Origin of the sequence: Bradyrhizobium sp. 170, from assembly GCF_023101085.1 — a bacterium.
In the GTDB taxonomy this organism is placed as follows: domain Bacteria; phylum Pseudomonadota; class Alphaproteobacteria; order Rhizobiales; family Xanthobacteraceae; genus Bradyrhizobium.
This window is the reverse complement of the sequence record NZ_CP064703.1, coordinates 7,978,985-8,005,748: the sequence shown is the minus strand read 5'-3', so window position 1 is coordinate 8,005,748 and position 26,764 is coordinate 7,978,985. Positions and strand designations below refer to the sequence as shown.

The 26,764-nt window shown below is 62.7% G+C and carries 28 protein-coding genes; 13 read left to right on the top strand and 15 right to left on the bottom strand.

Annotation, left to right across the window (positions count from 1 at the left end; genetic code table 11):
• The first annotated feature begins 80 nt into the window (after window positions 1-80).
• Window positions 81-1,097 carry a TorF family putative porin gene (locus IVB05_RS37690; RefSeq protein ID WP_247781164.1) on the top strand — a complete coding sequence of 339 codons (1,017 nt, stop codon included), beginning with the start codon at window positions 81-83 and terminating at the stop codon, window positions 1,095-1,097.
• A 66-nt stretch (window positions 1,098-1,163) separates the two neighbouring features.
• Window positions 1,164-1,676 (top strand): HPP family protein, encoded by a 513-nt coding sequence (locus tag IVB05_RS37685; RefSeq protein WP_247781163.1) that lies wholly within the window; start codon window positions 1,164-1,166, stop codon window positions 1,674-1,676.
• Window positions 1,677-1,809: 133 nt separating this feature from the next.
• Here the strand turns inward: IVB05_RS37685 and IVB05_RS37680 are convergent, their stop codons facing one another.
• Window positions 1,810-3,558, bottom strand: a complete 1,749-nt coding sequence (locus IVB05_RS37680) for an ABC transporter ATP-binding protein/permease (RefSeq protein WP_247781162.1) — start codon at window positions 3,556-3,558, stop codon at window positions 1,810-1,812.
• A gap of 295 nt (window positions 3,559-3,853) precedes the next feature.
• Here IVB05_RS37680 and IVB05_RS37675 point away from each other — a divergent pair, with 295 nt between their 5' ends.
• Window positions 3,854-5,518, top strand: coding sequence for an L-lactate permease (locus IVB05_RS37675; RefSeq protein ID WP_247781161.1), 1,665 nt, complete (start codon window positions 3,854-3,856; stop codon window positions 5,516-5,518).
• A 202-nt stretch (window positions 5,519-5,720) separates the two neighbouring features.
• Window positions 5,721-6,236: a Spy/CpxP family protein refolding chaperone gene (locus IVB05_RS37670; RefSeq protein ID WP_247781160.1), complete on the top strand. Its 516-nt coding sequence runs from the start codon at window positions 5,721-5,723 to the stop codon at window positions 6,234-6,236.
• 113 nt (window positions 6,237-6,349) lie between these two features.
• Here IVB05_RS37670 and IVB05_RS37665 read toward each other — a convergent pair whose 3' ends face one another.
• A complete protein-coding gene (locus IVB05_RS37665; RefSeq protein ID WP_247781159.1) occupies window positions 6,350-6,562 on the bottom strand; it encodes a hypothetical protein in 213 nt (70 codons plus the stop codon).
• A 59-nt stretch (window positions 6,563-6,621) separates the two neighbouring features.
• On the opposite strand from IVB05_RS37665, the gene IVB05_RS37660 reads away from it, so the two are divergent.
• Entirely contained in the window at window positions 6,622-7,038 is a 417-nt protein-coding gene (locus IVB05_RS37660) for an META domain-containing protein (protein WP_247781158.1), read from the top strand.
• A 20-nt stretch (window positions 7,039-7,058) separates the two neighbouring features.
• Here the strand turns inward: IVB05_RS37660 and IVB05_RS37655 are convergent, their stop codons facing one another.
• Window positions 7,059-8,396, bottom strand: a complete 1,338-nt coding sequence (locus tag IVB05_RS37655; RefSeq protein WP_247781157.1) for an IS701 family transposase — start codon at window positions 8,394-8,396, stop codon at window positions 7,059-7,061.
• A 125-nt stretch (window positions 8,397-8,521) separates the two neighbouring features.
• Between IVB05_RS37655 and IVB05_RS37650 the strand changes: the two genes are divergently transcribed.
• Complete coding sequence (locus tag IVB05_RS37650; protein ID WP_247781156.1) at window positions 8,522-8,992, top strand: GNAT family N-acetyltransferase; 471 nt, start codon at window positions 8,522-8,524, stop codon at window positions 8,990-8,992.
• Between the two features lie 97 nt (window positions 8,993-9,089).
• Here the strand turns inward: IVB05_RS37650 and IVB05_RS37645 are convergent, their stop codons facing one another.
• From IVB05_RS37645 to IVB05_RS37630, 4 genes are all read right to left on the bottom strand, one after another.
• On the bottom strand, window positions 9,090-9,782 hold the full coding sequence (locus tag IVB05_RS37645; protein WP_247781155.1) for a hypothetical protein: 693 nt from the start codon (window positions 9,780-9,782) through the stop codon (window positions 9,090-9,092).
• 156 nt (window positions 9,783-9,938) lie between these two features.
• On the bottom strand, window positions 9,939-11,141 hold the full coding sequence (locus IVB05_RS37640; protein WP_247781154.1) for a hypothetical protein: 1,203 nt from the start codon (window positions 11,139-11,141) through the stop codon (window positions 9,939-9,941).
• A 172-nt stretch (window positions 11,142-11,313) separates the two neighbouring features.
• On the bottom strand, window positions 11,314-12,960 hold the full coding sequence (gene groL / locus IVB05_RS37635; protein WP_247781153.1) for a chaperonin GroEL: 1,647 nt from the start codon (window positions 12,958-12,960) through the stop codon (window positions 11,314-11,316).
• 307 nt (window positions 12,961-13,267) lie between these two features.
• Window positions 13,268-13,564, bottom strand: coding sequence for a co-chaperone GroES (locus IVB05_RS37630; RefSeq protein ID WP_247781152.1), 297 nt, complete (start codon window positions 13,562-13,564; stop codon window positions 13,268-13,270).
• A 339-nt stretch (window positions 13,565-13,903) separates the two neighbouring features.
• Here IVB05_RS37630 and IVB05_RS37625 point away from each other — a divergent pair, with 339 nt between their 5' ends.
• Window positions 13,904-14,419, top strand: a complete 516-nt coding sequence (locus IVB05_RS37625; protein ID WP_247781151.1) for a hypothetical protein — start codon at window positions 13,904-13,906, stop codon at window positions 14,417-14,419.
• A gap of 250 nt (window positions 14,420-14,669) precedes the next feature.
• Here the strand turns inward: IVB05_RS37625 and IVB05_RS37620 are convergent, their stop codons facing one another.
• Window positions 14,670-15,446, bottom strand: coding sequence for a protein phosphatase CheZ (locus IVB05_RS37620; RefSeq protein WP_247781150.1), 777 nt, complete (start codon window positions 15,444-15,446; stop codon window positions 14,670-14,672).
• 305 nt (window positions 15,447-15,751) lie between these two features.
• Here IVB05_RS37620 and IVB05_RS37615 point away from each other — a divergent pair, with 305 nt between their 5' ends.
• A complete protein-coding gene (locus IVB05_RS37615) occupies window positions 15,752-16,540 on the top strand; it encodes a L,D-transpeptidase (protein ID WP_247781149.1) in 789 nt (262 codons plus the stop codon).
• Window positions 16,541-16,701: 161 nt separating this feature from the next.
• Here the strand turns inward: IVB05_RS37615 and IVB05_RS37610 are convergent, their stop codons facing one another.
• From IVB05_RS37610 to IVB05_RS37590, 5 genes are all read right to left on the bottom strand, one after another.
• Entirely contained in the window at window positions 16,702-17,532 is an 831-nt protein-coding gene (locus IVB05_RS37610) for a DUF2076 domain-containing protein (RefSeq protein ID WP_247781148.1), read from the bottom strand.
• Window positions 17,533-17,662: 130 nt separating this feature from the next.
• Window positions 17,663-18,505, bottom strand: coding sequence for a ChbG/HpnK family deacetylase (locus IVB05_RS37605; RefSeq protein ID WP_247781147.1), 843 nt, complete (start codon window positions 18,503-18,505; stop codon window positions 17,663-17,665).
• Window positions 18,502-19,548 carry a glycosyltransferase family 2 protein gene (locus tag IVB05_RS37600; RefSeq protein ID WP_247781146.1) on the bottom strand — a complete coding sequence of 349 codons (1,047 nt, stop codon included), beginning with the start codon at window positions 19,546-19,548 and terminating at the stop codon, window positions 18,502-18,504. The genes IVB05_RS37605 and IVB05_RS37600 overlap by 4 nt, the downstream gene beginning before the upstream one ends.
• A 75-nt stretch (window positions 19,549-19,623) precedes the next feature.
• On the bottom strand, window positions 19,624-20,601 hold the full coding sequence (hisG, locus tag IVB05_RS37595; RefSeq protein WP_247781145.1) for an ATP phosphoribosyltransferase: 978 nt from the start codon (window positions 20,599-20,601) through the stop codon (window positions 19,624-19,626).
• Complete coding sequence (locus tag IVB05_RS37590; protein ID WP_247781144.1) at window positions 20,598-21,788, bottom strand: ATP phosphoribosyltransferase regulatory subunit; 1,191 nt, start codon at window positions 21,786-21,788, stop codon at window positions 20,598-20,600. Before IVB05_RS37590 ends, hisG begins: the two co-directional genes overlap by 4 nt.
• 207 nt (window positions 21,789-21,995) lie before the next feature.
• Here IVB05_RS37590 and IVB05_RS37585 point away from each other — a divergent pair, with 207 nt between their 5' ends.
• Together IVB05_RS37585 and IVB05_RS37580 are read left to right on the top strand one after the other, a co-directional pair.
• Window positions 21,996-22,307: a type II toxin-antitoxin system ParD family antitoxin gene (locus tag IVB05_RS37585; RefSeq protein WP_346771807.1), complete on the top strand. Its 312-nt coding sequence runs from the start codon at window positions 21,996-21,998 to the stop codon at window positions 22,305-22,307.
• 1 nt (window position 22,308) lies between these two features.
• Window positions 22,309-22,611, top strand: coding sequence for a type II toxin-antitoxin system RelE/ParE family toxin (locus IVB05_RS37580; RefSeq protein ID WP_247781143.1), 303 nt, complete (start codon window positions 22,309-22,311; stop codon window positions 22,609-22,611).
• Between the two features lie 61 nt (window positions 22,612-22,672).
• Here IVB05_RS37580 and IVB05_RS37575 read toward each other — a convergent pair whose 3' ends face one another.
• Entirely contained in the window at window positions 22,673-23,431 is a 759-nt protein-coding gene (locus tag IVB05_RS37575) for a 16S rRNA (uracil(1498)-N(3))-methyltransferase (protein ID WP_247781142.1), read from the bottom strand.
• A gap of 110 nt (window positions 23,432-23,541) precedes the next feature.
• On the opposite strand from IVB05_RS37575, the gene IVB05_RS37570 reads away from it, so the two are divergent.
• The 3 genes from IVB05_RS37570 to ubiA all read left to right on the top strand — a co-directional run bounded on the left by IVB05_RS37570 (window position 23,542) and on the right by ubiA (window position 25,885).
• The gene (locus tag IVB05_RS37570; protein WP_247781141.1) at window positions 23,542-24,009 is read left to right on the top strand and encodes a hypothetical protein; all 468 of its coding nucleotides are present in this window, start codon (window positions 23,542-23,544) and stop codon (window positions 24,007-24,009) included.
• 279 nt (window positions 24,010-24,288) lie between these two features.
• Window positions 24,289-24,945 (top strand): hypothetical protein, encoded by a 657-nt coding sequence (locus tag IVB05_RS37565; RefSeq protein WP_247781140.1) that lies wholly within the window; start codon window positions 24,289-24,291, stop codon window positions 24,943-24,945.
• A 10-nt stretch (window positions 24,946-24,955) separates the two neighbouring features.
• On the top strand, window positions 24,956-25,885 hold the full coding sequence (gene ubiA, locus IVB05_RS37560) for a 4-hydroxybenzoate octaprenyltransferase (RefSeq protein ID WP_247781139.1): 930 nt from the start codon (window positions 24,956-24,958) through the stop codon (window positions 25,883-25,885).
• 137 nt (window positions 25,886-26,022) lie between these two features.
• Here ubiA and IVB05_RS37555 read toward each other — a convergent pair whose 3' ends face one another.
• Entirely contained in the window at window positions 26,023-26,730 is a 708-nt protein-coding gene (locus IVB05_RS37555) for a topoisomerase DNA-binding C4 zinc finger domain-containing protein (protein ID WP_247781138.1), read from the bottom strand.
• Window positions 26,731-26,764: the final 34 nt, after the last annotated feature.

Below are 26,764 nucleotides of genomic sequence, written 5' to 3'. Positions count from 1 at the left end.
GACATTTGGCCGCAGTCGGTTGTCGCATGCCCTTGGGGGGCGCCGGAACAGGGCTGTTTTATCTGGTGATGGGGATCGTCATGAAGAAAGTGGCTTTGTTAGCAACGGCGCTGGCAATGATATCGGGTTCGGCTCTTGCTGCAGATTTGCGGGTGAAGGCCGTCAAGGCTCCGCCGCCGCCGGCATTCGACCCCTGGGATTTCGCCTTCGGCGGCGGGATCACCAACGATTACATCTTCCGCGGCATCACCCAGTCCAATCACAAGCCCTCGGTCAACGTCTATTTCGAGCCGCGCTACAACGTCACCAAGGACTTCCAGCTCTATGTCGGCGTGGGCGGCGCGAGCATCTCGTTCCCGAACCGCGCGGCGGCTGAAGTCGACGCTTACGGCGGCGCCCGCCTGACGGTTGGCCAATTTGCTTTCGACGTCGGCGCCTGGGGCTACATGTATCCGGGCGGAACCTGCCACTACGGCCCCGTTGTTCCTCCAACCGATTTCGCAGGCGTTCCGCTCAGCGCCGAATGTCTGCAGAACGCTCTGGTCAACGGCAACGTCATCAAGAAGGACCTCAGCTTCTTCGAGGTCTATGGCAAGGTGAACTACACCTTCAACGACAACTTCTCGCTCGGCGGTAACGTCTATTATACGCCGAGCTTCCTCAATAGCGGCGCCGAAGGCACCTATGCTTCGATCGTCGGCAAGGCGATCGCGCCGAGCACCTGGTTCGGCGCCAGCGGCATCGGCATGTATGTGTCGGGTGAGTTCGGCCGTCAGTGGCTGGGTACGTCAGACTCGTTCTACGGGACGGCACTCTTCCCCAACGGCATCAACTACGCCGACTACAATACCTGGAACGTCGGCATCGGCTTCACCTACAAGGTGTTCACGCTGGACTTCCGTTATTCCGACACCAACCTGTCGAAGGGTGATTGCAACGCCTTCACCAGCGACTTCGCGGCTCGCGGTAACATAACGGCATCGTCGGGCACCTTCCTCACCCCGATCAATCCGTCGGGCGTCGGTTCGAACTGGTGCGGCGCGGCCGGCATCGTCAAGCTCTCAGCTGACCTGACCGCGCTGACCAACCTGAAGTAAGATCTTCCTGTCGAAGACGAGGGGCGGCAGAGCGATCTGCCGCCCCTTTTCTTTTGGGTGGCGCGGATGAAACGGGATTGGCGGCGCGGGCTGCGGAAAGCGATCTCCCGCAACGATCACCGCAACGTCGTGGCGGGCGCGGTCGCAGGGCTCGGCGGCGCCATTGCCATCGGCATCATGGAGCTGTTCTCGTTCGCCGCGCATTATCCGCTCGCGGTGATCCCGTTCGCCACCTCGATCGTGCTGGTGATCGGATCGCCGGACGTCGAGCCGGCGCAGCCGCGGGCCTTGATCGGCGGGCATCTGATATCGGCGCTGGTCGGCCTTGCCATGCTGAAGCTGACCGGGCCGCAGGCCTGGGCCGCGGCCGCCGCCGTCGGCCTTGCGATTCTGGCGATGTACGTGACCGGGACGTTTCACCCGCCGGCCGGCATCAACCCGCTGCTGGTGGTATCAGGCAATCTGCCATCGACGTTCCTGCTGGCGCCGGTGCTGGCCGGCGCAGTGCTTTTGACCGCGTTCTGCTACGTCTGGCACCGCGGGGTGCGCCGCCAGCCCTGGCCGCGGCGCTGGTGGTAGAGAAGATCGTAGCCCGGAGTAGCCAACGGGTCGCGCGAATGCGCGCCCGATGACAGGCTCCGCGAAATCCGGGGCCACTCTCGCAAGCGGGTACTTTTCCCGGATTGCGCTTCGCTCCATCCGGGCTACGGGTCTATGTCGTTCGTGCCGTCGGCTTTTCGTCCCGTAGCGCAAACCGTTCGCCGTCGCGCACCAGGCTGACATTGCGCTGATGGAAGGCATCCAGTGTCGAGCGATGGCCGATCGAGACGATGGTGGTCGCCGGCAATTTCTTCTCGAGCAGTTGATACAGTGCTGCTTCCGAAGGTTCGTCGAGCGACGCCGTCGCTTCGTCCAGGAATAAATACTGCGGTGTGTGTAGCAGCGCGCGGGTCAGTCCAAGGCGCTGCTGTTCTCCGAGCGAGAGCGTCCGGTTCCAGTGCCCGTGTTCGTCGAGTTGCGACGCGAGCCTCGGCAGTCCTGCCTGCTCGAGCGCGCCGCCGATTTGCCCGTCGGTGAACGTCCCTTCCTTGGCGGGGTACTCGATCGCGCCTCGCAGTGATCCGGTCGGGAAATACGGTCGCTGCGGCAGCATCATCATTGTTGCCCCGGCCGGAATCGAAATCGAGCCGCTCCCGAACGGCCAGATGCCGGCAATGGCACGGAACAGCGTCGATTTGCCGGAGCCCGAGGGCCCGGTCACCAGCGTGCGCTCGCCCTTGCGCAAACTCAGTCCGCTCGCGTTCACCAGCGGCGTTCCGTTCGGCAGCCGCAGCGCCAGCTCCTTGAGGTCGATGGCGCCGGCCCCCGCGGTCTCGACCACGTGAACCCGGTCGTCGCGGGTTGCGAGATCGCGCGCCGCTGCAATTCCTGCCTCGAACCCGTCGAGACGGTTGACCACGGCCTGCCACTCCGCCAGTTGGCGGTAGATGGTGATGAAGAACGAAAGCGCGCCCTGCACGTTCGAAAACGCCGATGCGGTCTGCATCATGCCGCCGAGCTGGATCTTCTCCGCGAAGTAAGCCGGCGCCACCAGGATGTAGGGAAAGATTACCGAAGCCTGATTATAGCTGGCGGTGAACGCCGTTATCTTCTTGGTCCGGTTCATGATGGCGAGCCAGTTCTCCACCACGCGTCCGAAGCGAACCAGAAGGCGCTCGCGCTCGGCCTGCTCGCCGTGCAATAGCGCAATCTGTTCGGAGTTTTCCCGCACGCGCACCAGGTTGAAGCGAAAATCCGCTTCATATTGCTGTTGCCGGAAATCGATGCCGACCAGTGGCCAACCGATCAGATGGGTTAGCACAGTGCCGAGCACCGAATAGATCAACGCGCACCAGACGAGGTAGCCGGGAATTGCATATTCCTGGCCGAACAGGTGCAGCGGCGCGGCATTCGAAAGGCCCCACAACATCACGACAAAGGACGCCAGCGTGACGACCGAATTCAGAAGGCCGAGGCCGATATTGAGCGTGCGATCGACGAACAATTTGACGTCGTCGGTCATGCGCTGGTCGGGGTTGTCGGCGGCATCCCCCTGAAGCTGCATCCGGTAGTGATTGGCCTGATGCAGCCAGTCACCGAGATAGCGCGCGGTCATCCATTGCCGCCAGCGGATCTGCAGCCATTGATTGAGGTAGAGCTGATAGACCGCCAGCACGATGAAAATGCTGACAACGACGCAGAAATAGATGATCTCGCTGACGAAGGTGTCCCAGTTTCGATCCTGCAGGGCGTTGTAGAAGCGGGCGTTCCACTGAGTGATCAGGACGTTGATGCCGACGATCGCAAGCTCAATGGCAATCACGGCGGCCAGCAGTCCGCGGCCGGCCCATTTGTCTTCGGAGCGGAAATAGGGGGCGGAGATGCGCCACACCGTGGCGAGCGTCGGGCGGAGGTTGTTCACAGATCAGCGTCTCCGGAAATGGGGCTTAAAGCCCTGAATGGATAGAGGAATTAGGTTCTACTACTAAGGTTATGGAATGGGCTGCCTGCGGCGGCTTGTCGCAGGTGCCGGTGAGACCCTAGCATGGCTGCGACGGCGAGGGGCGGCGGCCAACGAACTTCGCGAGGTTGTGAGCGTTGGCGATGCCAAGGCGGCTCAACCCCGCTTTTCCACGGTTGTTCCCGCGAATCGTTCAACTCGTGCCCGGCCATCCACGCCGGCGGGCGCGCCAATAACAATGTCGGGAGAACCGCAAATGTGGGATCAACACTATAATCCGCTGGGCAACGCCGCGCTGTCGACGATCGCCGCCGCCGTGCCTGTGGTCACGCTGCTGGTGCTGATCGCCAGCGGCAAGGTCAAGGCGCATCTGGCGGCCATCATCGCGCTGATCGTCGCCAATATCATCACCATCGCCATCTTCACCATGCCTGCCGACATGTCGATCCGCGCCTCGTTGCTCGGCGTTGTGATCGGCTTCTTTCCAATCGGCTGGATCGTGCTCAACGTCATCTTTCTCTACCGCATCACGGTCGAGACCGGCCGGTTCGAACTGCTGCAGCGGGCGATCGGCGGCGTCACCACCGACCGCCGCCTGCAACTTCTCTTGATCGCGTTCGCATTCGGCGCGTTCTTCGAAGGCGCATCGGGCTTCGGCACGCCGGTGGCGATCACCGGCGCGGTCCTGATCGGGCTTGGCTTCTCGCCGCTGGCCGCCTCCGGCCTTTCGCTGATCGCCAACACCGCGCCCGTCGCCTATGGCGCGCTCGGCACGCCGATCCAGGGTCTGGCGTCCGTGACCGGCCTCGATCCTTATGTGCTCGGCGCGATGGTCGGCCGGCAACTGCCGTTCTTCTCGCTGATCGTGCCGTTCTGGCTGACCTGGGCGTTTGCGGGCTGGCGCGGCATGATCACGATCTGGCCGGCCATTCTCGTCACCGGCGTCTCGTTCGCGGTTCCGCAATTCGTGATCTCGAACTTCATCAATCCGTGGATCGTCGATATCGGCGCGTCACTGATCTCGATGGGCTGCCTCATCCTGTTCCTCAAGGTGTGGCAACCCCGCGAACTTTGGCTGTCTCCGGCGCTGCGCGGAAAAGATGAATCGGCCGCGACCATGAAGCCCGCCAAGCCGCTGGATACGACGAAGCTCAGCCAGGCACAGCTCTGGAGCGCGCTGCTGCCGTGGATCATCGTCTGCGTCGTGATGCTGATCTGGGGCACCGGCTCGTTCAAGACCTGGGCGAATTCGATCTTCGTCTGGAAGTATCAGGTGCCCGAGCTGCACAACCTGATCAACAAGGTGCCGCCGGTGGCCGCAAAACCGACGCCCGAAGCTGCGCTGTTCGACTTCACCTATCTGTCCTTCACCGGGACCGGGATGCTGATCGCCGCGATCATTTCCGGCTTCCTGATGGGCTTCTCGCCGCTGAAGATGGTCGCGGAATATGGCCGCACCATCAGGCTGTGCGCGATCTCGCTGATCACGATCTCGGCGATGCTCGCCATCGGCACGCTGACGCGGCTCTCCGGCGTCGACGCCACGCTCGGCCTCGCCTTTGCCGCCACCGGCGTGCTCTATCCCTTCTTCGGCACGCTGCTCGGCTGGCTCGGTGTGGCGCTGACGGGATCGGACACCGCTTCCAACGTGCTGTTCGGCAATCTGCAGAAGATCACCGCCGAACAGCTCGGTCTGTCCCCCGTGCTGATGGCCGCCGCCAATTCGTCCGGCGGCGTCATGGGCAAGATGATCGACGCGCAATCGATCGTCGTCGCCTCGACCGCGACCAACTGGTACGGCCATGAAGGCTCGATCCTGCGTTACGTCTTCCTGCATTCGATCGTGCTGGCCTGCCTCGTCGGCGTGCTGGTGACGCTGCAGGCCTACGTCCATCCGTTCACGATGATGGTTTTGAAATAGCGACGCCGGCAAGGGCAACCGACATGATCCCCGCGCGGCCGACACTCGCGGGGGTTTTCTTTTCGGTGTCGTATTTATGAAATCGGCCAGCGTAGCCTGTGCGAACTTCTCTGGTTCCTTTGATTTGAATCAACGCGACCTGCCGTGCGTAACCATTTTTTGCGGCGTGCCTGGGGGATAACTTTTACCTAGGAGGTCGCCGATGAAGAACATAGTAGTGGTCGGAGCAACTGCACTCTTCCTTACGGCATCGCCGATTGCCCACGCGCAAACTCCTTCTCCTGCTGCTCCGGAACGCTTGAATGCAGCGGACCGGAATACCCTGATGGACTTGCGGATTGATCTGGCAAAGGCCGCATTGCAACTGACACCTGACCAGGAAAAATACTGGCCGGCTGTAGAGAACGCTATTCGCGCCAGGGCGGAGGACCGGAAAGCCCGTGTTGCAAAAATCTCGGAAACAGTAGGCAGACGGGCCGACCAAAACCCGGTCGAAGTCATGCGCAATCGTGACCCCATCGCCTTCTTGCAACGACGCTCGGAAGCATTGGCTCAACGATCAGCCGATGTGGATAAGCTCGCCGAGGCGTGGCAGCCACTCTATAAAACGTTCAGTCCCGAACAGCGGCAGCGCATGGCGGCCATCGCGATCTTTGTACTCCACGACATGAGTGAATCCGTAGAACGGCGTCGTGCGCAGTCTGACGACGAGGACTGAAGCAAAGCAGTTCGATTCGTGCCTGCCGCATGATGGTCGGAGCATATGCGGCTAGCCGACTTTAAGCCTGGGCGATGTCCGCTTTGGATCAAGAGGCCGACATCCCCGGGTCTTCAACGTGGGTCTGCAAGAACCCCGCTGAAATTCCGTTCTATCAACCCACGAAATTCCAGTTCATCATCAATACAAAGGCTGCCCGTAGGATCGGGCTCGAAATACCGCCGCCAGTTCTCTCCGGCGGCAACGAGGTAATCTAATGAAGCGGCGACTTCCGCTAGTGGCACGAAGTCGACATGCGGCACATTCGAAATTTTCTGGCCAATCACGTCATTGTCCAATAGAACGGCGCGCGGCGCGGTAGGTCTGGTATTTTTCGAGAGGTAGCATGATTTCATTCGCACGCACGGCCCGGGCAGGCACCGCTTCGCTCCTGCTGATCGCCACCGCCCTGCATTTCAGCCCGGCGCTGGCCGATGACGGCTTTCCGTTCGGAACGGAAATGCAGCTCGACGTGAACCGCCAGCCCGGATCCAAGCGGATCCCCAATCTTGAGATCGGCGATGCCGGCGAGGTGGTCTTCGAACTCTGGTGCAAGGGCGGCAAGGGCCAGTTTTCGGTGGCGGGCAACACCGTGATCTTCGTCGCCGGCGCGATGGCAAACCGGCCCTGTCCGCCGGACCGCGCGCAGGCCGATGACGAGTTGATCGCGGCCCTGACCGACGCAGGCACCTGGAAGCGGCAAGGCGATTTCGTCTCGTTCGTCGGCGCGAAAGCGCTACGGTTTCGCATCAATACGAACTAGCACTACTTTGGCAGATTTATTCACGCCGCTGCTTTTCGCCGATTTGTCTTCTGCAGTACGGGCATCGCTGAGGTCGTGGTTGAACGATGAGATCGACGATGGCCTGGCGTACGGCCGGCAGGCTCGGCTGAGGCGGTGGACCATTGATTCTTTTTTTTCCGCCCCGCTTGTGCGAGACGCCGATGCTGGAGGAATGCGTAAGCGATCATGGTCATGAGCGCGTGACGATGGAGGCCTTGCCAGGATCTTCCCTCGAAGTGATCAAGCCCGAGTTCCTCTTTCAACTGCTGATGGGCCTGTTCGCAAATCCATCGGGCTTTGATCGTGGCAGCTAACGTGCGCAGATTCGTCTTGGCCGGCAGATTGGCGAGATAATATTTCTTCTCTCCCGACGTCCTGTGTTCGCCGATGAGCCAGGCTTCGTCCCCCGGAAGATGCTGCTGGCCCATGTCCTTGATCCGCTGAGGTGGCCCATCGGCGGTTCGCACGCGAACAGCGGCGAAGCGAGCTTCCAGCCGGCCCTTGGTACCGTTTCGCCAACTCACATTTTGCCACTTGGCATTGGCCAGCATATCTTCGGCCGCCCTCGATAGGATATCCGGAATGTGCCGCTTGCGGGGACGGCCCCGACCGGCAACCGGCCAGATCAGTTTAACCTCGACCGGATACACCTTCAGGTGACGAGGGATACCGACGGCCCAGGCCAGGCCGCGTGTCGTGAGCCCCTGACGGAACGGCGCGCTGAGGCCGTAACCGGCATCCGCCAGCACACAGCCGAAGCGCATACCGGCTGCCATCACGCGATCGATCTCCGCCAAGGCGATCTCTGGCTTGGTCCGCGCTGCGCGGTGCTCGACTGGAACGCCCGCACGCTTCAAACGCACCGGGTTGCTCGTCCAACTCTCTGGAATGAAGAGACGTAATGCCACCATTACCGGCACTTCACCCCGCGCAAGCGTCAGCGACACCAATGTTTGGCAATTGGCCGTCTTGCCGAGAGACGAGGCATATTGCGGAGCGACACCAACCGAACGATCGCCCTTCTTCGGCATCGCTGTGTCGTCGATGACCAGCACCGCATCTTTGCCGCCGACGAGGCGATCGGCCTGAACGAGCAATTCTGACTCCAATGGCGCCGCATCCCAGACGCCATCAGCGATGAAATGGTGCAACTGATCATAGTCGTTCGGTGCCAGCCGCGCCGCCATCGGCTGGACGCTCTTGCGATCACCCGGTCCAATCAGTCCCGAAACATACAGCGGACACATCCGCCGCCGTGCCTTGTGACCTAAACGATCCAGGAATGGCTTGAGCCAGCGTCCAAGCTCGTCTTCCCACTTCGACCTCGTGTCCACCATGGTCGGCCCTCCAAAAGCCGACCACCCATGAATCATTGAAAATCTGATTCGGGAATCCAATTGCGCCGATCAATCGCAAAAATCTGCCAAAGTAGTGCTAGGTCTCGTGTGCAAAATGGCCGAGGATGAGTAAGCCCGAGATCAGCATAGGGCCCGAAGATCCGAGGCAGGCGGACGTGCGGCGCATCTTCGCCGAATCAGGCGCATATCTGCAGGCGCTGTATCCGTCCGAAAGCAATCACGTCGTGGACGTCGATGCACTCGCCGCACCCGACGCGATCTTTCTCGCCGCGCGCCGTAACGGAGAACTTCTCGGATCGATCGCATTTCGGATCATCGCGCCCGGGCACGCTGAAATAAAGCGCATGTTCGTACGTGCGGAAGCTCGAGGAAATGGGGTAGGGCGGCGTTTGCTCGTGGCGCTGGAAGATGCGGCCCGCCTGAAGCAGATGAGTCGTATCAGTCTGGAGACGGGCATCAGGCAACCAGAGGCGATCGGGCTCTATCGCGCGTCTGGCTATCAGGACTGTCCGCCGTTCGGCACCTACACGTCTGACCCGCTTAGCCTGTTCATGACCAAACGCCTGCAGCTTTGATCTGCAGGTAACGGTCCACCCGTTCGTCAGGGTGGGGCTCATAAGCACTGACGCGGCTGGTCGAGGCGTGGCCGCGCGAACTTGGTCGGGAACTCGGTTACTGCGTCGCAATCAATCCGCTGGCGGTGGCGATGACCCAGCGGTTGCCCCAGCGCACGATGGACTCCACGCGTCCTAGTCCAGGAATTGTGTCGCCGCGTGCGGCCATCCGGATTCCGTCGGGACCTTCGAGAACCGCGGTGCCGTCCCGGACATCAACCACCGTCCAACCGGGAATCGTCGCCGGCTTGGTTTCCGGCGCCGCCACCAGGGGCTGGCGCATCGCGATCGCAGCGGCGGAAGGGCCCGCATTTGCCTGGGAGGCCGGGCTCGCAGGCGGGCGTGCACCGCCCGGCAACAGGGCGGACGGCTTGGGAATGCTTCCGACAATGGCGGGCGAATCTAACGCCGATGCCGTCTTTCGAGCGCCTTCAATCCTGCCGCTCGATCGTGCTTCGGAAATTCGCGGCGAGGGCGCTTCTTTCTGCGCAACTTCGACAAGACCGAGTTCGGTTGCGAACTGGGGCCAATTCAGGCCGCCGGCCCATCCCAGTGCAAAGCTTGCTACCACTGCTGCAGTGACCAGCACAGCGGTGCGTGCCCGATCGCCAAATGGCTCCCGCACCACCAATACTTCGTCGCGATCGGCCTTCAGGAAATTCCACAGGCTCGCGGATTGCTCCCGCCACTGGCCGGCAACCACATTCCCCGACAAAATGCTCTCAAAGGTATTCGGCTCGCGGTCTTGCATGGCGTGACCCAGGTTTCGGCGAACCGATGATGTTCCTCGAAGCTGAATCGAATCTTAACAATCAAAGCCTGGGACCAGATCATTGCGCACCGGTCCGCGGCGGGGGGATTGGTACGCGCGCAGCCCATCGATCGCCCTATCGTGTGGGTACGCGGATCATTTCCATACCGACTTGTCGACGTCCCAGCGCTGGCCCTTGAACTCTTTCGCCAGCGCCTCGACCGAACCATTGTCGTCCTTCGGCTCGCCGCCTTCCTCGTCGCCGGTGGACTCTTCCGACAGGTTCAATTTGGGGCCGGTGCCTTCATCCGCGGTCGTGATCACCGGGCTCGAGATCCACAGCATCAGCCTGTCCGACACACCGGGTTTGTCCGGAGAGACCAGCGCGGTGACTTCGATACTTTCGGTCAGCGCGAGCGGCGGATAGACCGGGCTCGGCCGCTTCAAGGTCAGTGTCAGTTTTCCGGTATTGGCGTCCCAGTCGGCGCCCGCCGCCTTGGCTGCGAGCGTTCTGGAGAGAACAGCCGATATCGCCGACGCGATCTTGTCCTTGTTGATCTTGTCGCCGTCGCGCCATTCGGCCGCCGCAAAACGGATGGTGCGGTCCATCTCGACAGAACCGCTGGTCCATCCCGCCGCGACCACGCCCGGCATCGATTTGGCCTTCGCAATCAGCGCCGCCGTGCGCTCCGGATCGGCCGTGAGGTTGATGGTCTGCTCGCCGGCGCGCAGCGCATCGCAGGAGATCGAAAGGCTCGATAGCCCGACCTCGACGGCTTCGCCCTTCAGGCTCTTGAGGAAATCCAGAGCGGCGTCGAGTTTTACCCGCACGCCGAACGCCTCGGGCGAAACGTCGGTAAAATCCTTCGGCGCCGGCGTGATGCCGTCGTCGCTGGTCTGGTTGTCGAGGAATTCCTTCTCGCTGAGATCGGAATTGTCCGTCGAGGTCACCTCGGTGACGGTCTGGCCAATCGTGATCTGGCCGCGGAATTCGAAGGTGTCGCCGACAGGCTTACGCGACAGCTTGACGATGACCGGCTGCTTGTCACCGAGGCTCTGCGTGGTGCCCGTCAGGTTCTGCCCGTTGAGGACGGCGAGATTGGCGACGAAGCGGTCCTTGCGGTCGGAGCCCTTCGCGGCGGGGTAGCAGACGTCGAGGGTAGCCGCGATGACGTTCTTGCCCTGCCGGGTTTCCTTCAGGATGACGTCGGCGTTGCCGTCCATCAGGCCGTCGATCGCGGTGAAATAGCGCGTCTCGGTCGCGCCCGGCGCCGTCTTGGAGGGAAGTTTCATCTGGGCGAAAGCGAGGCCCGGGGAGACCGTGACCAGACCGAGCAGGAGAAGGAACCGCGCGCGCATATGAAATTCCCTGAAACGATGGAATCGGCAGGGGTCGTAAGTAGCAAACCCCGGTAGCGTTTTCGAGCCAAGCACGTCCTGAACCGATCGGGCGCGCTTCATTGCCAAAAAAGCCAAAAAAGAAGGCCGCCCGGAGGCGGCCTTCGATCTGTTTACTCGGGAAAGCCGGGCCCTAAAAGCCCATTCCGCCCATTCCCCCCATGCCGCCGCCACCGCCGGGCATCGCCGGCGCCGGCTCCCTCGGCAGTTCGGCGACCATGGCTTCGGTGGTCACCAGCAGGCCTGCGACCGACGAAGCGTCCTGCAGCGCGGTACGAACCACCTTGGCCGGGTCGATGATGCCCTTGTCGACCATGTCGACATATTCCTCGGTCTGGGCGTCGAAGCCGAAGGTCTCGGACTTGTTCTCCAGGATCTTGCCGACCACGATCGAGCCTTCGACACCGGCGTTTTCCGAGATCTGGCGAACCGGAGCTTCCAGCGCCTTCAGCACGATATTGATACCGGCCTGAACGTCGGAATTGTCGTGGTTGATGCGGCCGACGGCCTTCTTGGCGCGCAGCAGCGCGACGCCGCCGCCCGGCACGATGCCTTCCTGCACGGCCGCTCGGGTCGCGTTGAGGGCGTCCTCGACGCGGTCCTTCTTTTCCTTGACCTCGATCTCGGTCGCGCCACCGACGCGGATCACCGCGACGCCGCCGGCGAGCTTGGCCAGACGCTCCTGCAGCTTCTCGCGGTCGTAGTCCGAGGTGGTTTCCTCGATCTGCGCCTTGATCTGCGTGACGCGGGCTTCGATGCCCTTTTTCTTGCCGGCGCCCTTGACGATCGTGGTGTTCTCCTTGTCGATCACCACCTTGCCGGCGCGGCCGAGCATGTTGATGGTGACGCTTTCGAGCTTCATGCCGAGTTCATCCGAGATCAGCTGACCGCCGGTCAGGATCGCGATGTCTTCCAGCATCGCCTTGCGGCGATCGCCGAAGCCCGGCGCCTTGACGGCGGCAACCTTCAGGCCACCGCGCAGGCGGTTGACGACCAGCGTCGCCAGCGCCTCGCCCTCGACGTCCTCGGCGATGATCAGGAGCGGGCGACCGGACTGCACCACGGCTTCCAGCACCGGCAGCATCGACTGCAGGCCGCTCAACTTCTTCTCGTGCAGCAGCACGTAGACGTCCTCGAGCTCGGCCGTCATCTTTTCGGCGTTGGTGATGAAGTAGGGCGACAGGTAGCCGCGGTCGAACTTCATGCCCTCGACGATGTCGACTTCGGTATCGAGCGACTTGTTCTCCTCGACCGTGATCACGCCTTCATTGCCGACCTTCTGCATCGCCTGGGCGATCATCTTGCCGATGGCGGCATCGCCATTGGCCGAGATAGTGCCGATCTGGGCGACCTCTGCGGAGGAGGCGACCGGCTTGGCGCGCTTCTCGATGTCCTTGACCACGGCGGTCACGGCGATGTCGATACCGCGCTTGAGGTCCATCGGGTTCATGCCGGCGGCGACCGACTTGGCGCCTTCGCGCACGATCGCCTGTGCCAGCACGGTCGCCGTGGTGGTGCCGTCGCCGGCGGTGTCGTTGGTCTTGGAGGCGACCTCGCGCAGCATCTGCGCGCCCATGTTCTCGAACTTGTCCTCGAGTTCGATTTCCTTGGCGACGGTGACGCCGTCCTTGGTGATGCGCGGAGCGCCGAAGCTCTTCTCGATCACGACGTTGCGGCCCTTCGGACCGAGCGTCACCTTCACCGCGTTGGCGAGAACGTCGACGCCGCGCAGCATGCGGTCGCGGGCATCGCCGGAAAATTTAACGTCTTTGGCAGCCATTTTTTGGACTCCTGAATGAATGGATACGGTTGCTTGCCGCCTGTCATCGCCGGGTCTTCTTCCCCTCTCCCCTTGTGGGAGAGGGTGGATCGAATGAGCGATAGCTCATTCGAGACGGGTGAGGGGTCTGTCTCCGCGGATGGAGACCCCTCATCCGGCGCGCTTTTGCGCGCCACCTTCTCCCACCCCAACTCGGGTTTACCCGAGTTGGGCATTTTGAATTTCGAAGTCGGATAAATCCGACTTCGATGGGAGAAGGAAAGAAGTGACTGCGCCGACGACGGTGCGCGGCGGCTATTGATTGGTCTTAGGTCAGCACGCCCATGATGTCGGACTCCTTCATGATCAGGAGTTCCTCGCCGTCGAGCTTGACCTCGGTGCCCGACCATTTGCCGAACAGCACGCGGTCGCCGACCTTGAGGTCGATCGGAATCAGCTTGCCGGCCTCGTCGCGGCCGCCCGGGCCCACGGCGGTGATTTCGCCCTGCGACGGCTTTTCCTTGGCGCTGTCGGGAATGATGATGCCGCCCTTGGTCTTCTCTTCGGCATCGATGCGCTTGACCACGACGCGGTCGTGCAGCGGACGGAATTTGGTTTTGGCCATGACGTCTCCTCTTGAAGTTCCTTGGAAGGCGTGGTTTCAGGTCTGTGCCATCGAAAATGGCTTGATAATGCCGGGTATTCGACGCCGCCCCGGGCGGGACAGCACGACCCTTAGCAATCGTGGTATTTGAGTGCTAAACGTGGGGCCGGGGAATATGGCTTGGCGCGGATCCTGTCAAGCAAACAAGGGGGTTAAGGCCTTCTTGAGGCCAATATAGGATGGTCCCACGGAAACCAAATCGGCGCAGCGGCGTAATTTTAACCGACGTCATTGCTCCGGCAGGCTTTTTGCGGTTGGCTGCTTGACGGGAGCGGCCAGGGAATTGCTCGGGGGAATTCGATGATCAGCTCACGTAATGCGCGTACGGTTGCCAATCTGGCGATCGCGTCGGCGCTGACGGTCTTGCTGGCGGCGTGCAGCAGCATGAGCCTGCCGTCGCTGTCGTCCAGTCCGGCGCCCGAGGCCGAACCCGGTGTGGCGCCCGATATGCCGGCGACCATTCGCTCCGACGAGATCGTCGGCCGCTGGGGCCTCGCCTCGTTCCAGAATCCCAACGACCGCGCCCGCACCGAAGCGGCGGCGCGCGGGCAGTGCAAGCAGCCCTATGTGATCGGCGCCGGCACCTCTGGCGGTGTTGTCATGCATCTGGCCGACCAGGCCACCCCGCAGGAACTGCGCCTCAAGGGCAGCCCGAGCGGCAAGAATTATATCGGTCCGCCCGGCCCGACGCCCGGCGAGCAGGATCGCGAGATCGTCTCATTCGATGGCCGCGTGCTCGTGACCCGCTTCATCGAAAAGGATGCCGCAGTCCGTTACGGCAACATGGTCTATGTGCGCTGCGCGCCGAGGGCGTGAGGCAAACTGCATTCCCTTGCCGTCATGCCCCGCCACCGGGTCTCGCCTTCGGCGAGCCCGATGACAGGCTCCGTCGGGGCATCCAGTACGCTGCGGCTTCTCCGCTGAATCGCTGACGTCTCTGGAATACTGGATCGTCCGCCCCAGTGCGCAAGTGCGCACAAGGCGGACGATGACAGTGGAGGACGGACGACCCAACAAAAAACGCCGCCTTGAAGCCGGCGTTTCTGTTTAGCCAGCGTTAACCAGATCAATCGAACAGCGCGTCGATGTCGTTCTGCGAGGCGTGACCGTCGTCGCCGTCCAGCTTCGGGCCGTTCAGCAGCTTGGCGTCGCCTTCGCGGGTATCGACGATCGGGGGAGCGTGCGCCTTGATGGCATCGACGCCACCCCAGATGTCCATCATTGCATTGATGTGCTGCTCGATGAACTTCATCGTGCTCATCACCTTGCTGATGCGCTGGCCCGTCAAGTCCTGGAAATTGCAGGCCTCGAAGATCGCGACGACGCGTTCCTGGATTTCCTCGCTGAGCAGCTTTTGCTGGTCGGGCGAGATGTTCTTGGACAATGCGGTGGCGGCCTGGTCGATCGCCTCGACGGCCTCGAGAATTTGCTGGGTGGCCTGTTCGGTGCCGCCGACGACGGCGCCGAGCTCGCCATTGACCTTGGCCATTTCCTGGCCGTCAAAGCTCTTGCCGTGCAGCGTGGCGATTTCGCGTTTGGTGCGGTTGATCGCATCGTGAATGAGGTCAAGCTCGACCTTGAGCTTTGCGCACTGCTCGATCTGGGCACGATAGGTTTCCAGCAACGCGTGCGATTCGGCAATCTCGCGCGTGATCTCCGACTGCCCGGTCGAAGCGGCGGGGGTGTGGCCGAAGCCCGCCATCTGCGTGCGGATCGCGCGCAGCTCGGCCATGATCTCACGATGCATCGGGCCGATCTCGCCGCCTTCGACGGCAGGCATCATAATTGGCGCGTCGCCCAGAAGGGCTTGTTCGATACGAAAACGTTTGCGATTGACCGACATGAATTTTTCCCACCCCTTCACTTCCGTCTGTGTTTTAAACCGATGCGATTTAACGTGAGGTTCACGCCGGAACGCGTCGTGACAGCGGATTGCCCGCGGCCGCATACCAACGATTAACCATGAGGGGACCGCGTTCACGCAAAATAAACGCTACCGGACAAATCAGCGCGCGATCGCCGAAATGGTGAATCGAAACGCCTGATCTGTTTACCAAACCGATTAGGTTTTGATTTGTATTGATCGCGTGCCGCGGCGTTCGTCGAGCCGCCGCCAACCCGCAATGACGAACAGTACAGAGTACGTCGATGTCCGGAAAAATCTCCCTTGCGCTCCTTGCGAGCGCGTCTTGCCTTTGCTTCGCCAGTGAGGCCAGTGCGATCGACGCCTCGCCAATTGCCGAGCCCACCGTGATCTACGGCCGTGAGCCCGCGCCGGTGCGCATGGCTTCTGCCAAACGCTCCAGCATGGGCGGCGGCTTCATCGAATTCCTGTTCGGCGATGCGCCGCAGGGCGGGCGCTATCAGCAACAGCCGGCCTATCAGACGCAGCCCGACTACGGATATGGCGGGCGGCGCGCGCTGCTGCCGCCGATGGACCCGCAGCAGTCGATGCGCCGGGAGGAGGAGTTCGATCCCGCGCAGCACCGGCTCGATCCGAAATACGAAAAGCAGGTGGTCGAGTATCACGGCAAGGAAAGCCCGGGCACCATCGTGATCGACACCCCGAACAAATTCCTGTTCCTGGTCCAGGGCGACGGCAAGGCGCTGCGCTATGGCGTCGGCGTCGGCCGTCCCGGCTTCACCTGGTCGGGCGTCAAGGCGGTCTCCGCGAAGAAGGAATGGCCGGCCTGGACGCCGCCGCCGGAAATGCTGGCGCGGCGCCCCGATCTGCCGCGGCACATGGAGGGCGGTCCGCAAAATCCGCTCGGCGCGCGTGCGATGTATCTGGGTTCGTCGCTCTATCGCATCCACGGCTCCAACGAGCCCTGGACCATCGGCACCAACGTATCGTCCGGCTGCATCCGGATGCGCAATGAAGATGTCATCGATCTCTACGGCCGCGTCGGCGTCGGCGCCAGGGTCGTGGTGATTTGAGGTGTTCGCGTAGCCTGTAGCCCGGATGGAGCGCAGCGCAATCGGGGGCGATCTCACCGCGGAGCGACCTGTCCCGGATTGCGCTTCGCTCCATCCGGGCTACAAACAAAAAACGGCCGCCCGATCGGGCGGCCGTTTCTCTTTTTCAACTCGGACACCGCTCACGCGTAATCGCTGTCGCCACCGCCATCGTCGCCGTCGAAGCCGTCGGAATCGTGGTCGGTGTCGTCATCATCATGCGAGGCAGAATCGAAGAATCCCTGGCGTGAGCCGGAATCGTTATCGTTGTTGTCGGCCCGCTGGCTGGACGAGCCGCGCGAACCGATGTCGTTGATCCCGGCGTCGCGCGCCAGATTGCCGCCGGACTGATCGCTCCACGGCCTGCGGTCTTCGATGCCGCCGCTATGGCCGGCTGTGTCGCCGAAGCTTTGGTGGTTGCCGCCGCCGCCCATCATCGAACGGAGGCTGCTGGCCAGCATCGATCCGCCGACCACACCGACCGCGGCTGCCGCAGCGGTTCCGAGAAACGAGCCGCCGCCGCCGAACGGCGACTGCTGCTGAGCGCCGGGCTGGGCGTAGGCCGGCTGATTGTATTGTCCGGGCTGATTGTATTGTCCGGGCGCCTGGTTCTGCTGCAGTACCTGCCCGGTGTTCCAGGCCGGGCGGCTGCCTGCCATCTCAGGTGCGCGAACGTTGGGCACCGAACCATGTTGCTGGTTCTGCCCGAAGATCGCATCGCGCATCGAATCGAGGAAGCCGCCGGATTGAGCTTGCTGACCCGCGCCCGCTTCCAGCTCCTGGATGCGCATGTCGGCGCGCTTCAGCGCCTCGTCCTGCACCAGCGTCGTTTGCACCAGCGCATAGACTGCATTCGGCGCGTTGCGCAGGCCCTGCATGATCGCTGACATCGCCTCCGGATCGCGCTTGGCGCTTTCCAGCTTGGCGAGCCGGTCGAAAAGATCGTCAATCAGTTGGCGTTCTTGCGGTGTCATGGCCCTCTCCCTCGCGTCGGATCGTCGTCAACGCGCCGGGAAGATGTAGGGCGGGCTTTGTGTCGCAAGTAGTGGGTGGCCGAATTAAATTTTGGTATGCGACAAAACGCCGGGATTTCCTTAAATCTTATCAGCTCAATGTAACTTTATTCGCCGCCAGCAATGTCGGGAATCGATCGCTTGCCAGGAACGCATGTTCCGCCTCGCGCTGGGTGGTCAGGGGATCGAGGCTCCTGAGCGTTTCGTCGACGAATCCAGGGTGGCACATCACCAGCCCGCCTTCCGGCAATTCGGCAAGGAACTCACCCATCAGCACGCCGAAATCGGGCGCTTTCGAAAAATCATAGGCGCCGGCGAAGGCGGGATTGAACGGGATGCCGGCACGGGCCGCGCGCTTGCGGAATTGCGCGCTGAGAACGTCGAGCACCAGCGCCTTCGGCGCGCCGAGCAGCCCTGCCAGCGGCTTGAGGCGTCCGCCCTGGCGAACCCAGGCGCCGGGCACGGCTTCCTTCACCGCGCGCAGGAAGGCGTCGCGCACCTGCGGGAAGAGTTGCGCATGCTGATGGCCGTCGACGAAATCGGGCGCGCGGCCGAACAGCTCCTTGAAGGCCGCGAGCTGGGCTAGCATCTCGTCCTCGATCATTTCAGGATCGAGCCGCCGCAACAGCCCCGATCGCAGCATGGCTGGGAACGGCAGGAACAGGCCACCATTGAGCGGCCGGAAGTGCATCGTCAGCGGACGAAACGGAGCGGTCAGCGTCGCGTGCAGGCCGATCGCGCAACGCGGGCTGTTCGCTGCTGCGTCCTGCAGCGCGGCGACCTCGGCGCGCCCGATCGCTGCGCCTACCACCATCACCGAGGTGGCATTGAGACGGCCGCGGGAAATCAAATCGCGAATGGCGCGGTTGACGCCATCGGCCAGCCCGTAATCGTCGGCGCACAGCCAGATCCGGCGCAGCGCAGCGTCGTTCATTCGGCGGCGGTCCGCTCAGCGGTGCTCGCCGCCGTCTCGCCGTCGGCGCGCTTTTCGGAGTGCTCGGCGACGAAGTAGATCGGACGCGCCTTCAGCTCGGACAGGATCTTGCCGATATATTCGCCGACGATCCCGATCATGATGAGCTGAACGCCGCCGATCGTCATCAGGCCGATCATCAGCGAGGGATAGCCGGGGACCTGCTTGCCGGTGGTCCAGACCTCCCAGAGAATGGTCAGGCCGAACAGGAAGGCGCTGATCGCCAGCAGCACGCCGAGCAGGCTCGCAAAGCGCAGCGGCGCCACCGAGAACGACGTCAATCCCTCGATCGACAGTCCGATCAGGCGGCCCGGGCTGAACGTCGTGACGCCGTGCGCGCGCGGCGCCGGCTCGTAATCGACGCGGATCTGGCGGAAGCCGATCCAGTTCGACAGGCCCTTGAAGAAGCGGTTGCGCTCGGGAAGCTGTCGCAGCGCCGTGGCCGCGCGCGGCGACAGCAGGCGGAAGTCGCCGGCATCCTCGGGGATCTTCTGCCGCGCGCCCCAGTTGATCAGCGCGTAGAAGCCGTGCACCGCCTGGCGGCGCAGGAACGATTCATTGTCGCGATGCGCCTTCGCCGTATAGACGACGTCGTAGCCGTCATCGATCCAGTGCGAGACCAGCTTTTCGACCAGATCAGGCGGATGCTGCCCGTCGCCGTCCATGAACAGCATCGCGCCAAGGCGGGCATGGTCCAGCCCCGCCATCAGCGCGGCCTCCTTGCCGAAATTGCGTGACAGCGACACCACCTGGATGTCGAGCGCGTCAGCGGTGAGCGTGCGCGCGATCGCCAGCGTGTTGTCGGCGCTGCCGTCGTCGACATAGACCACTTCGCATCCGAGGCCGTAACGTGCCTTTAGCGTGCGGGCGAGGCCGACCAGCCGCTCGTGCAGCAGAGCGAGCCCCGCCGCCTCGTTGTACAGCGGCACGACAATCGACAGGCCCTGCGCCGCGGCGCCGGCTGCGGTCGTCGACAGGCGGGAAACGTCAGAGCCGAGCATCATCGATCAGGTCCCAGATCATCCAATCGTATATGTTACCTGCCGCCACCTGTCGCAACGATGAACGAAACGGCAGCCTTATTGCCGCAAGAACGCCTCGAGCCTGGCAAATAACGGGTTTTCCCGGTCGAGCACGTAGTCGAGCGAGGCGATCGAAACCGTGTCCGCCCCATGCTCGCGCAGGAAGCTGCCGAGCGCGTAAAGCTGCATCGGCGGGCAGTGCAGCGTCAGCATGCCCGACGAGGTCGGCCCGCCGAACGGCGTCACCACGCCAAACCGGTTATGCGCCTCCGCCAGCAACGCATCGTTGCAGCCGGCGAAACGCGTTCGCACCTCGCGGTATTTGCTGGCGCGGGCGCGCGCGGCGATGTGGTCGAGGATGACGCGCGCGGTCTCGCGGGCGTCAGTCGACCAGTCGGCATCGCGGGACGCCACGAGATTGGCCTGGCTGCGCAGGATCACGCCGTCGTCCAGCACCTTGAGGCCGTTGGCAGCGAGCGTCGCGCCGGTCGTCGTGATGTCGACGATCATCTCGGCGGTGCCGACGGCGGGCGCGCCCTCGGTGGCGCCGGCGCTTTCGACGATGCGGTAATCGACCACGCCGTGGGCGGCGAAGAAATTGCGCGTCAGGTTGATGTATTTGGTTGCGACCCGCATCCGCCGGTTATGCTGGGCGCGGAAACCGGTCGTGACGTCGTCGAGATCGGCCATGGTGCGGACGTCGATCCATGCCTGCGGCACCGCGACCACGACATTGGCGCTGCCGAAGCCGAGATTGTCGATCAGCAGCACGCGCTTGTCGGCATCCGTAATGCTTTCGCGCAGCAGATCCTCGCCGGTGACGCCGAGATGGACCATGCCGCGCGCCAGTTGCGAAGCGATTTCGCTCGCCGAGAGATAGGCGATCTCGACATTGTCGAGGCCCGTGATGGTGCCGCGATAGTCGCGCGCGCCGCGCGGTTTCGCCAGCGAGAGCCCTGCGCGCGTGAAAAACGCCTCAGTATTTTCCTGCAGGCGGCCCTTGGAGGGAACGGCGAGAACGAAGGGGGCGGTCATGCGGCGCTCCCTTGCGAGACAGGTTTTCCGAGCTGCGTCAGCGCCTCGATCCACACCGAGAAGCCGACCGCGGGAATCGGCGTCGGCGAACCGAGCTGCTTCATCAGGCCATCATAGCGCCCGCCCGCCACCAGCGGTTCGACGCCGTTACCCCTGGTATTTCCCTTGGCATTTCCTTTGGCGTGCAGCTCGAATTCGAAGCCGGTGTAATAATCGAGCCCCCGGCCGAACGAGGTGGAAAACCGCGTCAGCTTCGTGTCGATGCCGCGCGCGGCCATGAAGCCGACGCGGCTTTCGAGCTGGTCGATGGCGGCGGCGAGATCGAGCTTGGCGTCGGAGGCAAGCGCACGCAGTTGCGCCACCGATTCATCGGGATCGCCCGCGATCGCGAGGAAGCGCTTGATGATGGCAAGCGCATCGCGCGGCAGCGCGCCGCCCTTCAGCGTCGATTGCTCGAGGAAGCGGTCGGCGATTTCGGCAACCGTCCGTCCGCCGACATTGGTGGTGCCGGCGATCGACATCAGGTCGGTGACCAGCGCCAGCGCCGCCTTGCGGTCGGAGCCGGCAAGTGCGGCCAGCACGCCCTCATATTCGTTGCGGCCGGGCGCGGTCGAAAGCGTCAGCCGCTCGATGTCCTCGGCGAGGCTGATCTTGCGGTTGAAATCCTTGATCAGCCGCCGCCGCCACACCGGATAGAGATTAAGCGCGTCGATTAGCGCCGTGAACAGGGCGACGTCGCCGGTGCGGATGTCGACGTCCTTTAATCCGAAGGCGGCCGTGGCTTCCAGCGCCAGCGCCAGCATTTCGGCGTCCGCCGCGGCGCGGTCCTGCCGGCCAAAGGATTCGATGCCGGCCTGCAGGAATTCGCTCGGCTGGCCGCCGCGATAGCGGAACACCGGCCCGAGATAGCTGAAGCCCGCGGGTTGGCCGGCGCGCCCGGAGGCAAGATAGTCGCGCGCGACCGGAATGGTGAGGTCGGGGCGCAGGCAGAGCTCCTCGCCGGACGCGTCGGTGGTCAGGTAAAGGCTCTTACGGATGTCCTCGCCGGAGAGATCGAGGAACGGCTCCGCCGGCTGCAGGATGCCGGGGTGCGCCTGGACGTAGCCGCCTTGTGCAAACGACAATAGCAGCGCATCCGCCCAGGCGGCGGATCCGGCAGCACCTCTGATGGCGGCGGTCGCGGTCATTTCACGTCCAAAATATCCGGAAAAACCGGGTTCCAAGGGTCGTTTGGGGTTCCGCCCGGGGGGAGGCGTCTCGTTGGCGCAGGCCTTACCATGGCCGAACCGCGGTTTCGACAGGGATTGGCGAAGTGGCTTAATGATTGGGAGCGTTAACGATTTTAAGACGGCTTGGCTAGCAGGAGCGTCGGCCGCTGGAACCGCGTTGGTTTAATGGCAAAGATTGCCAAAATCTGTGGTCGCATCCATATTTGGGGAAGAAAGGTCCGCGCCATGAATATGAATGTCTCGCTGACTGAAGAACTGAGCGAGTTCGTCAAAGCCAAGGTTTCGAGTGGCCGTTACACCTCGGCAAGCGAGGTTGTGCGTGAGGCGCTGCGGATCATGGAGCAGACGGAAGAAGCCCGGTTGGCTTTCCTGCGGAATGCTTGGGCGGCAGGCCAGGCGAGCGGCGATGCAGGCGTGGCCGATTTTGCTGATATCAAAGCGCAAGGTCGGGCGCTGTTGAAGGCGGCGGGCAAGTAGCTTGGGCGAGGTTCGCCTTTCCCAGCTCGCAGAGCGCGATCTCCTGGAAATCTGGCTTCACATGGCGGCGGACAAAGGGCCGGATACGGCTGATCACTGGATTGATCGTATTGAAGCGCGGTGCCGCCAACTGGCGGAATTTCCCGAGTCAGGACCGCTTCGCCCCGACATTGCCGACGGTGCGCGGATGCTGGTGATTGCGCGCTGGCTGGCACTTTACGAAATCACGAAGGGCGGCCTCCGCATCATGCGCGTCGTCGATGCCGCGCGCAATCTGGGCGAACTGGACTTATCCGGCGAGTAAGAGCGTGGCGCTCCGCTCCGCCTCGGAGTGGTGGCAGCTCCTTGGCAAACGAATACAGACATCATCCTCTGCCTGAACTGTGCCAGTCGCCCAGGGCGGCCTGCACCAGCGCCAGCGCGGCGACGCCGGCGGTATCCGCGCGCAGGATGCGGGGGCCCAGAGACAGCCGCAGCCTCTTGGGCTGCCGCAGAAGCAGCGCCCGTTCTTCCTCGGCAAATCCGCCCTCGGGGCCGATCAGGATGTCGATGCCGCCAGTTGCGGTTACCCCGTTTTGCAGGGCCTGCAGAGGCGAGGTGGTTTCCGCCGCCTCGTCGCAGAAAACCAGCAGGCGCTCCGGCTGGCGCTGGGTCAGAAACCGATCGAGCGGCATCGGCTCGGCAACATCGGCGAGGCTCAGGATGCCGCATTGCTCGGCGGCCTCGATGACATTGGCGCGCATCCGCTCGCTGTTGACCCGCGAAACCTGGGTGAATCGCGTCAACACCGGCTGCAGCGCCGACGCACCCATCTCGACCGCCTTCTGCACCATGTAGTCGAGGCGAGCGTGCTTCAGCGGCGCAAAGACATAGGCGATGTCGGGCAGGCGATCCTGCGGCCGCGTTCGCGCGAGGATCTTCAGGCCGTCGGGCCGCTTGCGTCCCTCGATCTCCGCCTGCCATTCGCCGTCGCGGCCATTGAACACCAGGATGCTTTCGCCGGCCGAAAGGCGCATCACATTGCCCAGATAGTTGCTCTGGTTGCGCTCCAGCGCGATTCTCTCGCCCTCGCGCAAAGGGGCGTCGACGAACAGGCGAGGGGCGCGAAAATCGAGTTCAGGCATATGCGATTGTTCCGTTTCGCGCCGGTCTTAGCCTATAAATGCCTATAACCGGAACCTTGCGTCGATCGGAAGACGTTGGGCCGTAGGACCTTGCCGGAGAAGCCCCCTTGATGATCCGCCTGATTGTGCCGCTGATCGCTGCCGTCGTGACGATCCTTGCGGACCAGGCCCATGCGCAGGGCACATTCCCGGCGCCGCCATCGAGCGAGCTGGCGGGGGCCTGCCTGAAGGCTTTCACCCCGTTGCGCGAAGAGGCGGAGAAACGCAGCAGGCTGATCAAGGCCGCGAGTGACCGCAAGGCGCCGCCGGATGAGGCCTGCAAGCTGATCGGAAATTTCGGCCAGGCCGAATTGAAGATGATCAAATATGTCGAGACCAACTCGGCCAAATGCGGAATTCCGTCGCAGATCGCCGACCAGCTCAGGAACGGCCACAAGAACACCGAGAAGATGCAGAAGCAGGTCTGCGCGATGGCGCGGCAGCGCCCGTCAGCGGATTCGGACCTGAACGAAGTGCTGGGGCCGGGCGACTTCTGGCCCGCATCCGCCCCGCTCCTCCGTGCCATCAATCCCTTGTGACCTGGACGAAACGCGTCGCGACCGGCTGCAGCCGGAATGCGCCATCTGGACGGTCACGAAACCGGGTACGGCATCTGAAATGTTCCGTTTCCGGGCGCTTTTAGCCCAAAGCGCTAGAATCCGGAGGCCATTCTTGGCTTACCGGCGGCCATGCGCCGCGCTGCTGCCCCAATCAACGGGTTGTTAAGCGTCGGCAGGAATCGTAAAATTGCCCATTGCAAATCTGCTTCGTTCGGAACACGCCGGGGCTGCCTGGACCTCGCCGGAGATATACCCTTGATGATCCGCCGCCTGATTGTGCCGCTGACCGCTGCCGTCGTGACCTTTCACGCCGGGCAAGTGTTTGCGCAAGGTGCGTTTCCGGCGCCATTGCCCAACCAGAGCGCGGCACCCGCGAATGCTTCGCCGTTTCCGCCGGTGAATGGCGCTGCGCCGTCGGCCTCGGTCGGCGCGCCGTCGGCGTTCCCGTCACAGGGTGCCGCCCCGGTTTCCAGCGGATTCAGTGGGCCGCCGCCGCAGGCCAGCGGTGGGGCGGACGCCTGCATGAAGGGGTTCGTTCCCCTGCGCGAGGAAGCCGAGCGGCGCGGCAAGATGATCAAGGCCGCGAGCGACCGCAAGGCGCCGCCGGATGAGGCCTGCAAGCTGATCAAAAACTTCGGCCAGGCCGAAGTGAAGATGATCAAATATGTCGAGACCAACTCGGCCAAATGCGGAATTCCGCCGCAGATCGCCGACCAGCTCAAGAACGGCCACAAGAACACCGAGAAGATGCAGAATCAGGTCTGTGCCGTCGCGCAGCAGGCGCAGGCGCGCGGACCGGCCGGTCCGAGTCTCAGCGAAGTGCTCGGCTCTTCGGCGGCGGTGCCTGAGGCGCAAACCGTGAAGAAGGGCGGCAGCACCTTCGATACGCTGAACGGCAACGTTCTCGCGCGATGACCGCGCTCCGATGAGCGACGCGACCACCCGCGTTGCCGACGCCACCGGCAACTGGGTCGATACGCGCGCGCCGTCCTGGTCACGGCCTTACTTGCGGCTTTCCCGTTTCGACCGTCCGATCGGATCGTGGCTGTTGCTGATGCCGTGCTGGTGGTCGGCGGCGCTGGCCGCCGGTGTTGCCCGCGACGTCTCGCAACTGCCGCTCGTGATCGTGCTGTTCTTGATCGGCGCCTTTGTCATGCGCGGGGCGGGGTGCGCCTGGAACGACATCACCGACCGCGATCTCGACGCGCGCGTCGAGCGGACACGGTCGCGGCCATTGCCCGCCGGGCAGATCAGCGTGACGCAGGCATTTGCCTTCCTGGTCCTGCAGGCGCTGATCGGACTTCTGGTGCTGCTGCAGTTCAACCGTTTTGCGATCATGACCGGCATCGCCTCGCTGGTTATCGTCGCGGTCTATCCTTTCATGAAGCGCATCACCTGGTGGCCGCAGGTCGTGCTGGGGCTGGCGTTCTCCTGGGGCGCGCTGATGGGATTCGCTGTCACGCTCGGGCGGATCGATCTGACCGCGCTCGCGCTCTACGCCGGCTCGATCGCCTGGGTGATCGGCTACGACACGATCTACGCCCATCAGGACACCGAGGACGACGCGCTGATCGGCATCAAGTCCACCGCACGCCTGTTCGGCGCGCGCACCCATCGCGCGCTCGCGGTGTTTTATTCGCTTGCGGTGGTCTTGATCGGCGTAGCGCTGGCGCTGGGTAGCGCTCGCTGGCCGGCATGGATCGGGCTGATCGCGTTCGCCGCGCATCTGGCGTGGCAGATCAGGCGATTGGACATCAGCGATCCCGCGCTGTGCCTGCGCGTGTTCAAGTCCAATCGCGATGCAGGCCTGTTGCTGTTCGCGGGACTCTTGATTGACGCCGTGATGCGCGCGTAGTTCATCAATCTGGTAGGGTGGGCAAAGGAGCGTCAGCGACGTGCCCACCATCCATCACCGATCGCGCTGCTTGATGGTGGGCACGCCTCCGCCTTCATCAATACGACCGCGCCGGCGTCATCGCGGCCCAAACATCTCTATACTGAACGTGAGTACGTACAATTTGGATAGTTTGAGCATCCATAGAACACTCCGAACTTCCCGTTGCGCTTTACCAAACTTCCAACACAGCCTTCCGCTGGACATTTTCCAACAGTTTTCGGTTCTTTTGCGGATAGACGGCGATCAATGTATTTCTGACGCTTAAAGGTCCAAGGGTGTACATTATCGTCGTACGCCCAAATTCCCCGCTTGTTCTTCTGAGCAACTTCCAAAGCATCAAAATATATCTCATCAGGCCCATATCTTTCGAGAACCCAAGCCCAACCATTCAGCAACATCTCAATCTCAATATTTCCTGTCAGATATAACGAACGATTGCTGACCATAGAAGCTGGATATCGATCACCCAAATATGGAACAGCGACAATCCGCCCATGCCGATCAAACGAATTGCCTGTATCCATCTTGGTCAGGATATCAATCCAAACTTTTCGTCCTCCAATCAAAGCAGTGAGAAACTCTCTCGCTTCACAACCACCTCTTTGCTCAAGCTCTGGAGCATCGACAAAGCCAAATCGGATTGTGGCTTCGAACTCTGTGTGGTCTTTTGGATTATCCGTCAGTTGACGAACGGCGATCTTGGTGAGGAACCCATCACCATCAAACACTTTCAATACAGGAACCTCAATCGCAGTCGGTGAAGCTGCTTCTTCGAAAAACGTGAATTGATCAGGATCATTCATGACCGGGCTTTTGCTTCGCGAGAGCCGCGCAAGG